Source organism: Amycolatopsis sp. NPDC059027, from assembly GCF_042739735.1.
GTDB lineage: Bacteria > Actinomycetota > Actinomycetes > Mycobacteriales > Pseudonocardiaceae > Amycolatopsis.
This window is the reverse complement of the sequence record NZ_JBHYIK010000046.1, coordinates 62,181-72,166: the sequence shown is the minus strand read 5'-3', so window position 1 is coordinate 72,166 and position 9,986 is coordinate 62,181. Positions and strand designations below refer to the sequence as shown.

Here is a 9,986-nt window from a genome sequence, read left to right as displayed (position 1 = left end):
GCATACGCTGGGGGGGTGCCGGGGGGGCCCCCCCCGGGCCTGGTGGCCCCACGCGCGGGCCCCCCCGCCCCGTCCCCCCCGGGGGCGCGGGCGGTACCCCCCGCCCCCCGCAGCTCGTCACCCGAGGTCCTTGACCAGGAACCGGGCGGGATCGGCGACGTCGTGCGAGGAGCCGTCGGCGTCCACGTACGAGTACCGATCGAGGTAGCGGCAGCCGGTTTCGCGGTAGCCGAGCCGGAGGTAGAGCGCCGCCGCGCGCGGGTTGTCGTCGTCGACGCCGAGTCCTATGTGGTGATAGCCGCGATTCCGAGCACAGGTCTCGGCAGTGGCCAGCAACGCGGTCCCGATCCCCCGCGAACGCCGGTCCTCCGCGACGTCGAGACCGTTGATCTCCGGGCAGCCGGGAAAACTCGCCCGGACCTCGGGCGCGGCGCAGCCGTTCCAGCGGATCTCGCCGACCGCGACCGGCCGGTCGCCGTCCCAGGCGACGAGGAAGGTGCTCGTGTTTTCCGCCTGCCGCCGGTACCGGGCCTCGTGATAGCGGTTCGCGCCGGGCGACGGCAGATGGGTTTCGAGCAGGGGCACGTCGTCGGCGCGGCATTCCCGGATGTCCACGTCGGTCATCCTGGCAAGCGGGTGCTCACCGCGCCGCCGATTTTCCGAGCCGTGGTCAGCCCGGCAGCGTCCCGGCGAGTTCACGGAGTGTTTCGGCGAGTTCACGGGTGCCGGCGGGTCCGATGTGGATCACGGCGTCGTCGCCGTCGCCCGTGGTGTAACTGAGGTAGCGGCCCCAGTCGGTGTCGGCGTAGTGCAGGGGCTGGTCGAGGCAGGTGTACCGCCCGACCTCGTCCCGCAGCCCGGCGTACAGCTCACCGCTGCCCGCGACGGGCCGCTGCACCAGCTTCACGACGTCGGCGATCGCGGGCTCGAGCGGATACGCGTCCTCCCCGCGCCGGGCGGCCTCGTGCAGGTCGAAAACCCTTACGGAGCGCGGATTCCCACCGCCAGGGCCGAGTGGCGGGAGCTGCTCGACAAGGGACTCGGCCAACCTGCGCCGGTCGATCTCCTGGACGCCGACCCATTCGCCGTCGGACACCGCGAGCACGGCCTGCAGTCCCCGCGTCGCCGCCAGCACGCCATAGGTCCGCTCGCCGGTGCCGATCCAGCCGTAGAACTCCCGGGCTGGCTTCACCAGCAGCGGCAGCCAGTCGAGGAAGTCGACGAGCGTGCGGCCGTGCGTGTCGACCAGCCCCGCCTCGGCAAGCGCGGCATCGACGCGCTTGCCGGCCTCCGCCCGCGCCTCGTCGGAGAGCCAGATCGGTTCCGGCCGCAACGTCAGGTGCAGCCGGCCGATCTGCTCCCGTTCGGCCAGCGCTGCCAGCGCTTCGACCGGCACGTCCACCCGGCCCGTCGCCACGACTCGCCTCCTACTCGCCGATGACCGGCGGACTCGTCTTCTCGTCGGTCCCGAACAGCGAGTCCGGATCCGGCTCGATCAGGAAGTCGGGACGCTGGTGCTCCTCGTCCTCCTCGCGCTCGCCACGCCCGTGCGGCCCCATCGGCCCCATCGGGCCGCTGCCCCGGCCACCGGCCGCCCTGGCCGCGGCGGCCTCCGAAGCCGCCGCGTTGCCGAGACCGCCGACACCCGAACCACGTCCCCCGCCAAGCCCTCGCGCGTTCTCGCCGACACCGCCACGGCCGTCACCGCCGAGCAGACGGCTCCCCGCGTTGTTGCTGCCGCGACCGCCTCCCGTACCCGGCTCCTCGACACCGTTCCCGAATCCGGTGGTGTTCGGGCCTTGCGTGTTGAGGAGCCCGGTCAGCGTCGACTCGGGCCGTTCCGTGTCACCCACGGGTTTCCGCCCGGCAACGCCCGTCGGTGGCAGGACCCCCGTCCGGCCCGGCCTGGATCCTGTCGGCGTCGTCGTCTCGTCCGTGCCACCGGGACGCCCGGTACCGCCGGTTCCCCCGGTGCCGCCCGTGCCGCCGGTGTCCCCCGGCCGGTCCGTGCCGGACAGCGTGGTCGGCTTGCCCCCGGTCTGGTCCCCCGAAGTCTGCCCTGGCACGTGACTGCTCAACGTCGTCTGTTCGTTCCCGCCGCGCTTCGTGGTCCGTGTCGTCTTGCCGGGCAACGGCTCGACGTGTCCGGGCGGCGTCGGCTCCTTCACCGAGATCGAGGCGCCGTCGGACTGCAGGAGGCCGTAGTCCGTCGGGAGCGCCGACTTCGTGCTCGACGTGACGTTGCTGTACTGGTCCATCACGCGGACGTTGTTCTCGTTGGCAGCGTTGTACTTCTGCATGCTCTTCTGGTACGAGGTGACGTCGTTCATCGCCATCGACGGCCCCGCGATCGGGATCGCCGCCTTGAGGCCGGTGGTCCAGGGATTCGGCTTGTCCGGCTTCGGCGGGACCTCCACCACCGCGTGCCCGGACGCGTCGAAACTGCTCGCCTGCGCGTCCACCGATGCCGTCGTCGTGTCCAGAGGACCGGCGGTGTCGAAGAACGCCTGCTCGAGCGGTCCCGCCCCCGCGTTCGCGGCGTCCGCGGCGTCACCCGTCCACGCCTTCCGCATCCGGCCCTGCAACGCCTTGATGCTCTCCGCCCGGTCCTTGTACGCCGCCTGAAGCTCGGCGACGCCCCGCGCGGCGGTTCTCAGCCCGTCGGTGTTGCCCTTCGTGAAGTTCTCGTAGATCGCCTTGCCGTCCACGTCAGGCCCCCTTGAGTGTCTTGATGACCGCGGCGGCGACGGTCTGGGCGACCTGGCAGGAATCCTGCTGGCCCTTGTACCCCTGCGGCGCCACGGAAAAAACCAGGTCGTCGGCGATGCCGACGTCGAGATTGCAGTTGCCGCCGGCACGCCGGTCCCGCTTGTCCGCGTAAACCGCCGGATATCCTTCGACGGAGGGCGCGGGCTCGAGGAAGCCCAGCTGCCCGGACCGCTTGCCGGTGTAGAGCCCGGCGAGTCCGCCGAGGCCACGATCACGGTTACCCGTCTCCACGAAGACCTGCAAGCTCAGGCCCTCCGCGCCGATCATCCAGCCGCAATACGGTCCTGCCTGCGTATCGGCCTGATGGGGGTCGGTGTGGGCTGTTCCCGGCTCCGTGTACCGGAGCGGGGTCAGTACCGACTGCGGTACGAGCTTGCACGGGTCCGCCACATAAGCCGACGCATCCAGTGGCCGGGAAACCTTCGGCACATTCGGGTCGGCGGCGGAGGACGCGGTCCCCGCCGCGGTCGGTGACGGCTGCGCGGTGCCGCCCGTGGTGCTCGAACAGGCGGCGAGGCAGAGGACAGCACTCGAGGCGGCCATGATCCGCAGGAGCTTCACGGTCACGTCGCCTGGGTGAGGGGGCCGGCGAGAGCATGGTCGGTCTTCACCGTCTTGCTCTGCGCCTCACGAAGCCTCTCCAGATACCCCTGGACGTACGCCTTCATCGAGTCGTTCTGCGCCTGCAGGGCGGCGATCGAATCGCCTCCCGTGGACACGTAGCTCCCGCTCGCGTCGTCGTGGCCCGGCGGCCGCAGCGCGTCGGCGATACCCCGGATCTTCTGGCCGTCTTCGGTGATCTTCTTGAGCTGGTCCTCCCAGAGGCCGATGACGGCCTTGAGCTCGGCGGGGTCCATCTCGAACTTGCCGCCCCCGCCGGAACCACCACCGCCGTACACCTTGCCGTTCTGGCCCGGCTCGATGCCCCAGACGGCTTGGGCGGCCCGCCCGGCCTCACCGATGATCAACGCCCCCACCTTCCTCACAGGTCACGCACCGTGGTGTCCGGCCACGATGGGCAAAGACTAGCCAAACGGCCGACATCGTGTCAGCAGGACACCGGACGAACACTCCGACGTGGGTGAGGGCGGGCGGGTTCCCCCGAACGCGCAAAGACGCCAGGACCGGCATCACAAGACGTACGTACGGATTGCGATCTCCCCATCCCCAGTGTCAAGATTTCAGAATGCCACGGGTAAGCCAGGATCACCTCGACGCGAGACGGCGCCAGATCCTCGACGGTTCCCGTGTGTGCTTCGCACGGTACGGGTACGAAGGTGCCACGGTCCGGCGCCTGGAGGAAGCCACCGGGCTCTCCCGCGGCGCCATCTTCCACCATTTCCGCGACAAGGAATCGCTTTTCCTCGCGCTGGCCGAGGACGACGCCGTGCGCATGGCCGACGTGGTCGCCGAGCAGGGGCTCGTCCAGGTCATGCGCGATCTGCTGGCCGGGGACACCGAACATCCGGCCGACTGGCTCGGCACCCGGCTGGAGGTCTCGCGGCGGCTGCGGACCGACCCGGAGTTCCGGGCCCGCTGGGCCGAGCGCTCCGAGCAGCTGACCACCGCGACCCGGCAGCGGCTCCAGCGGCAGCGCGACGCCGGCAATCTGCGCGACGACGTGGACGTCCAGGTGCTGACCGCCTTCCTCGAACTGGTGCTGGAGGGTCTGGTCTCCCACCTGGCGATGGGCCTGCCGGGTGACGACCTCGGCCCCGTGCTCGACCTCGTCGAGGAGACCGTGCGGCGGCACCGGACCGGGATCGCGGACCACTCCTCCTGACCTCACCCGCCCGGGATTCCGCTCCGCTGTCGTGGTCAAATGGGGGCCGTGGATCTCCTCGACGCGCACGAGCAGGCCCGGCGGGTGTTCGACGACGCCGTCCACGCCGTCGGCGACCAGGACTGGGACGAGCCGACCCCGTGCACCGAGTGGTCGGTACGCGATCTGGTCAACCATCTGGTGAACGAGCAGCTCTGGGCACCGCCCCTGCTCGACGGCGCGACGCTGGACGAAGTCGGCGACCGGTTCGACGGCGACGTGCTCGGGGACGACCCGGTCGGCGCGTGGGAGTCCTCCTCGGCCGCCGCTCGCGAGGCGTGGACGCGGCCGGGGACACTGCGCCGGACGGTGCATGTCTCCAGCGGGCTGATCCCGGCCGAGGAGTACGGCTGGCAGATGACCATCGACCTGGCAGTGCACGGCTGGGACCTGGCCACCGCGCTCGGCCTGCCGAACCCGGTCCCGGCACCGCTCGCCGAGCGGCTGCTCGACATCCTGCGCCCGATGGTCGACACCTGGCAGGGCATCGGGATCTTCGATCCGCCGGTCCCGGTCGGCCGCGCCGCGGGCGCGCCGACCCGGCTCATCGCCCTGCTCGGCCGCGATCCGCGCTGACCGGAGACCACCGCCACGCGGCACAAGCACCCGATCGGCGCCAAGGACACGTTAAGATGGGGGTCATCGCCGCAGTACAACCCTGATTCATGGCTAGGAGTGACCACTCAAGGTGCGCGACGCACAGTCACCCGGTGACAGTACCGAGCCGGGTGACCGGCCCGGCTGTTCCATAGCGCTTTCCCCCGCCGTTCCGGCTGGTGCGGAATGATCCAGATCCTGCTCGCCGTTCTCGGCGTCCTCCTCTTCGTCCTGCTGACCATCGGCACCGGCCTCGCCGTGGCCGCGGAGTTCTCGCTGACCGCGCTCGAACGCAGCACGGTCGAGGCGAACGTCCGCCAGGTCGGCGACAAGCGCTCGCACATCGTGCAGAAGGCGCACCGCTCGCTGTCCTTCCAGCTTTCCGGTGCCCAGGTCGCGATCACCCTGACCACCCTGGTCACCGGGTATCTCGCCGAACCGCTCATCGGCCAGCTGCTGGAGCCGCTGTTCCGCGCCTTCGGCCTGTCCTCCGGCGTGGCGGGCGGCGTCTCGCTCGCCGTCTCGCTGGTCCTCGCGACCTCGCTGTCGATGATTCTCGGCGAAATGGTGCCGAAGAACCTCGCGATCGCGCGGCCACTGCAGACCGCCCGCGCGGTCGCCGGGTACCACTCGCGGTTCTCGTCGCTGTTCCGCTGGCTCATCACGCTCCTCAACAACAGCGCCAACTTCGTCGTGCGCAAGTTCGGCGTCGAGCCGCAGGAAGAGCTGCGGTCCGCGCGCTCGCCGCAGGAACTCGGCTCGATCGTGCGCTCCAGCGCCGAAAGCGGCACGCTCGACACGGCGACCGCGGAGCTGCTCGGCAAGTCGCTCCGCTTCGGCGAGCGGACCGCCGAGGAGCTGATGACCCCGCGCGTGCAGGCCGAATCGCTGACCGTCGACGACACGATCAGCGATCTCATCGACATCTCGCGGCGCACCGGATTCTCGCGTTTCCCGGTCTACACCGAGGATCTCGACGACGTGCAGGGCGCGGTCCACGTCAAGCAGGCGTTCACCGTGCCCGCCGACGGACGCGGCAACGTGCGGATCGGCGACGTGATGCAGGACGTGCCGACGGTGCCGGAATCCTTGTCCGGCGACGCGCTCCTGACGAAACTGCGCGACTCCCGTTTCCAGCTCGCGATCGTCGTCGACGAGTACGGCGGCACCGCCGGACTGGTCACGCTGGAGGACGTCGTCGAGGAGATCATCGGCGACGTCCGCGACGAACACGACGAGCGGGAGGCACCCGCCGCGCAGCAGCTGGGCACCGACAGCTGGATGGTGTCCGGGCAGCTGCGCGCGGACGAGGTCACCGACGTCACCGGGTTCCACATGCCCGACGGCGACTACGAGACGATCGCCGGCCTGATCCTCGAACGGCTCGGCCGGATCCCGGCGCCCGGCGACACCGTCGAGGTCGACGGCTGGCGGCTCACCGTCACGACCATGGACCGCCACCGCATCGCCGAGGTCGAGGTGCGGCCCGCCGAAATGACCGCTCCCGCCGAAGCGGAGCGCGAGGTGATGGCGCGATGAGCGAAGCTTGCGAGCGAATCATGGATGTCATGCGCCATAAGGAGTTAGACGCTGTCTCGCGAAGCGAGTCGATCGCATGAACGACTGGCTCAACATCGCTCTTGTCGTAGTTTTGCTGCTGGCCAACGCTTTCTTCGTCGGCGCCGAGTTCACGCTGATCTCCTCGCGCCGCGACCGGCTGGAAGCCCTGCTCGAACAGGGCAAGACGCGGGCGCGGACCGTGATCAACGCCAGCCGCAACGTCTCGCAGATGCTCGCGGGCGCGCAGCTCGGGATCACGATCTGCTCGCTGCTGCTCGGGCGGCTCGGCGAACCCGCCGTCGCGCACCGGCTGTCCGGGTTCTTCGACCTCATCGGGCTGCCGATGGCGCTGCTGCACCCGATCTCGTTCGCGATCGCGCTCGCGTTCATCACCGTGCTGCACGTGATGATCGGCGAGATGGTGCCGAAGAACCTCGCCATCGCCGAGCCCGAACGGCTGGCCCTGTGGCTGGTGCCGGTGCACGTCGCGTGGGTCAAGATCGCGAACCCGTTCATCTGGCTGCTGAACCACGTCTCCAACGCCCTCCTGCGGCTGGTGCGGGTCGAGCCGAAGGATGAACTCGAGACGGCGTACACCTCCGACGAGCTGGCCGAGCTGCTGAGCGAATCGCGGCGCGAGGGCCTGCTGGAGCAGTCCGAGCACCAGCGGCTTTCGCAGACGTTGTCCTCGGTGCAGAAGACCGTCGCCGACGTCCTGGTGCCGACCGCGCAGCTCACCACGCTGCCCTGTGCGCCTACCCTCGGGGACGTGGAACGCGCGGTGTCCTCGACCGGGTTCTCCCGGTTCCCCGTCTGCGCCGACGACGGCTCGCTCACGCGGTACCTCCACGTCAAGGACGTGCTGGACCTGCTCGGAGACGACCCGTCGAGCGAGGTGCCCTCGGCCAAGACGCGGCCGCTCACCGAACTGCGTGCCGACGCGCGGCTCGACGTCGCGCTCTCGGCGATGCGCGCGGAAGGCAGCCATCTCGCCCGTGCGCTCGACGCGAACGGCGTCGCGGTCGGCGTCGTCGCGCTTGAAGACCTCGTCGAGGAATATGTGGGGACCGTCCGCGACGGCACCCACGTGGGCGTATGACGCTCGTGCTCCCCGAGGCCGACTGGCTGGCGCGGGAGCGTGACCACGTCGAGCGCATGCGGGCCTGGACTGTCCCGCACCAGGAGCGCCGGGCCCGCGGCGAAAAGCACCCGGTGCTGGACTTCCTGTTCAGCTACTACTCCCATCGCCCGACCCACCTCGAACGCTGGCAGCCGGGGCCCGGTGTCGTACTTGCCGGAGACGCGGCACGGCGGTTCCTCGACCGCAAGGGCTACGTCGAGACCGCCGACGGCGTGCGTCTCGATCCGTGCGGTTTCACCGAGTCCAAGGCGCGGACGGCGGAGTTCGTCCGGCGGCTGCTCACCGCCACCGCGTCCCGCGCGCCGCGGCTCAGCTGTTTCGGGCTGCACGAATGGGCGATGGTCTACCGCGAGCCCGCCGAGCAGGTCCGGCATGCCCAGCTGCCGTTGCGGCTCGGCTCGCCGGGGACCGACGCGGTCGTCGAGTCCCTCGACATCCGGTGCGGGCACTTCGACGCGTTCCGCTTCTTCACCGGGCCCGCGCGCCCCCGCAACCAGCTCACGCCGACCCGCGAGACCCAGGTCGAGCTCGAACAGCCCGGGTGTCTGCACGCCAACATGGATCTGTCCAGCTGGGGTTAACATACATACCACGCAGGTGTAGCCTACGGCCCATGAACGCCCCCAGGCTGCGGATACTAGCGGCTATCCGCCTCTCGCGGCTCACCGACAGTTCGACGTCCCCGGAGCGTCAACGGGAGGTCGTCCAGAGGTGGGCCCAGGTGCACGAGGGGGACATCGTAGATGAAGCCGTGGACCTCGGAGTCAGTGGCTCCGTGGATCCGTTCGAGCGCGAGGGGCTGGGTCCGTGGCTGACGGACCGTCCCCCAGAAGAGTGGGATGTCCTCGTGGCCTGGCGGCTTGATCGGATCAGCAGGTCGGCCAAAGACACCGTGCTCCTGCTGGAGTGGCTCCAACAGCGCGGTAAGCGCCTGGTAACCATTGACGACGGACTAGACAGCAAGTCTAGCATGGGCCGCGCCTTCGTCCAGCTAGCCGGTGTGTTTGCCGAGCTTGAGCGGAACACAATCCAGGAACGCGTGATGGACGGACGGGCCGCCCTGAAGGCGGCCGGACGTTGGGGCGGACAATCGGTTCCCTACGGCTACAGGCCGGTTGAATTAGAGGACGGGGGTTGGAAACTTGAAGTTGATCCCGAAACCTCCAAAAGAGTTCAGGACATGTACAACTGGGTGGTTGAGGGTCAAACCGTTGCGGAGATCTGTCGAGGGTTAAACGACTCGGGGATCGACACCCCGAGGGATCACCTTCGGAAATTGCGTAAGAAACGACCTCGTGCCGGTAAATGGAACGACCAATCGATCCAACAAATTCTCACCTCTCGAACCTATATCGGCCTGGGTGGATCGGATGTCAAAGGAATCATAGACTTTGTCACCTTCAACCGAGTCCAGGCAGAGCTACGCCGGAGACGTAGGTCTAAAACACGGAATCCGCGCAGCAATTCCGCCCCCTTATCGGGAGTGGTTTTGTGCGGGGAATGTCTTAACCCTTTGTGGTACCGGGCTCAGCATGTTCGAGCTGGACAGGGAAGGCAAAAAACGGAGACCACGTACCGATACTACTACTGCAAAACCAAGGGACACACGAAGCAGATCCGGGCCGAACTTTTAGAGGAATCCGCACTGGCCACGTTCCAATTAGAGCACGGCAGTGAACCAGTGGTGGATGAGATCGAAATTCCCGATGAGAGTGCTTTCCAGCTAGCCGCGGTTCGTGCCGAGCTGGATGGGGTTACCGAAGCCTTGAAAGATGCAGACGTTAAGGATCGAGGCGCGCTGAGAGCGCGCCGGACTGAGCTGGAGAATCAACAAGATGGGATCGAAAACCGTCCTCGGAAGGGTCCTCAGGTAAAACGGATCGACACCGGACGAACATGGGGGGATTGGATTTTCGATCTGGATCCCGACGGACGGCGTCGGGCGTGGCTTGACCACAGTTTCCGATTCTGCGTACGGGCACGGACAGGGTCCTCCGATATAGATCTTTGGTCTATCGATTTCAAGAAGACTGGCTAGTCGGGGTATCCTCTTCGACATGAGCCAGAACATCGTAGAGGGAACACAAGCTGAGCTGT

General features: G+C 68.3%; 10 protein-coding genes and 1 pseudogene. 6 read left to right on the top strand and 5 right to left on the bottom strand.

The genetic code is table 11. The annotated features are described in order from the left end of the window. Nucleotides 1-117: 117 nt before the first annotated feature. Genes ACFWY9_RS28840 through ACFWY9_RS28820 form a run of 5 tightly spaced genes read right to left on the bottom strand, consistent with a single transcriptional unit; the run spans nucleotide 118 to nucleotide 3,737 of the window. On the bottom strand, nucleotides 118-624 hold the full coding sequence (locus ACFWY9_RS28840; protein WP_378322704.1) for a GNAT family N-acetyltransferase: 507 nt from the start codon (nucleotides 622-624) through the stop codon (nucleotides 118-120). A gap of 46 nt (nucleotides 625-670) precedes the next feature. Next, the gene (locus ACFWY9_RS28835; protein ID WP_378322750.1) at nucleotides 671-1,402 is read right to left on the bottom strand and encodes an ESX secretion-associated protein EspG; all 732 of its coding nucleotides are present in this window, start codon (nucleotides 1,400-1,402) and stop codon (nucleotides 671-673) included. Nucleotides 1,403-1,427: 25 nt separating this feature from the next. Beyond that, entirely contained in the window at nucleotides 1,428-2,708 is a 1,281-nt protein-coding gene (locus ACFWY9_RS28830) for a hypothetical protein (RefSeq protein ID WP_378340380.1), read from the bottom strand. Between the two features lies 1 nt (nucleotide 2,709). After that, nucleotides 2,710-3,336, bottom strand: coding sequence for a DUF3558 domain-containing protein (locus ACFWY9_RS28825; protein ID WP_378322701.1), 627 nt, complete (start codon nucleotides 3,334-3,336; stop codon nucleotides 2,710-2,712). Further along, a complete protein-coding gene (locus tag ACFWY9_RS28820; protein ID WP_378322700.1) occupies nucleotides 3,333-3,737 on the bottom strand; it encodes a hypothetical protein in 405 nt (134 codons plus the stop codon). The genes ACFWY9_RS28825 and ACFWY9_RS28820 overlap by 4 nt, the downstream gene beginning before the upstream one ends. A 218-nt stretch (nucleotides 3,738-3,955) precedes the next feature. Between ACFWY9_RS28820 and ACFWY9_RS28815 the strand changes: the two genes are divergently transcribed. From ACFWY9_RS28815 to ACFWY9_RS28790, 6 genes and pseudogenes are all read left to right on the top strand, one after another. After that, complete coding sequence (locus tag ACFWY9_RS28815) at nucleotides 3,956-4,552, top strand: TetR/AcrR family transcriptional regulator (RefSeq protein ID WP_378322699.1); 597 nt, start codon at nucleotides 3,956-3,958, stop codon at nucleotides 4,550-4,552. Nucleotides 4,553-4,600: 48 nt separating this feature from the next. Then, nucleotides 4,601-5,167: a TIGR03086 family metal-binding protein gene (locus ACFWY9_RS28810; RefSeq protein WP_378322697.1), complete on the top strand. Its 567-nt coding sequence runs from the start codon at nucleotides 4,601-4,603 to the stop codon at nucleotides 5,165-5,167. 207 nt (nucleotides 5,168-5,374) lie between these two features. Then, the gene (locus ACFWY9_RS28805) at nucleotides 5,375-6,727 is read left to right on the top strand and encodes a hemolysin family protein (RefSeq protein ID WP_378322696.1); all 1,353 of its coding nucleotides are present in this window, start codon (nucleotides 5,375-5,377) and stop codon (nucleotides 6,725-6,727) included. A 76-nt stretch (nucleotides 6,728-6,803) separates the two neighbouring features. Beyond that, nucleotides 6,804-7,847 carry a hemolysin family protein gene (locus ACFWY9_RS28800; RefSeq protein ID WP_378322694.1) on the top strand — a complete coding sequence of 348 codons (1,044 nt, stop codon included), beginning with the start codon at nucleotides 6,804-6,806 and terminating at the stop codon, nucleotides 7,845-7,847. Further along, nucleotides 7,844-8,464, top strand: a pseudogene (locus tag ACFWY9_RS28795) (3-methyladenine DNA glycosylase); the annotation flags it as partial. The gene ACFWY9_RS28800 and the pseudogene ACFWY9_RS28795, both read left to right, overlap by 4 nt. 38 nt (nucleotides 8,465-8,502) lie before the next feature. Beyond that, entirely contained in the window at nucleotides 8,503-9,927 is a 1,425-nt protein-coding gene (locus ACFWY9_RS28790; protein WP_378340379.1) for a recombinase family protein, read from the top strand. Nucleotides 9,928-9,986: the final 59 nt, after the last annotated feature.

Excerpts from the sequence above, each read along its gene's own strand:
- ACFWY9_RS28840 (WP_378322704.1), bottom strand. The coding sequence starts at position 624 with ATGACCGACGTGGACATCCGGGAATGCCGCGCCGACGACGTGCCCCTG.
- ACFWY9_RS28815 (WP_378322699.1), top strand. The coding sequence starts at position 3,956 with ATGCCACGGGTAAGCCAGGATCACCTCGACGCGAGACGGCGCCAGATC.
- ACFWY9_RS28805 (WP_378322696.1), top strand. The coding sequence starts at position 5,375 with ATGATCCAGATCCTGCTCGCCGTTCTCGGCGTCCTCCTCTTCGTCCTG.
- ACFWY9_RS28800 (WP_378322694.1), top strand. The coding sequence starts at position 6,804 with ATGAACGACTGGCTCAACATCGCTCTTGTCGTAGTTTTGCTGCTGGCC.
- ACFWY9_RS28790 (WP_378340379.1), top strand. The coding sequence starts at position 8,503 with ATGAACGCCCCCAGGCTGCGGATACTAGCGGCTATCCGCCTCTCGCGG.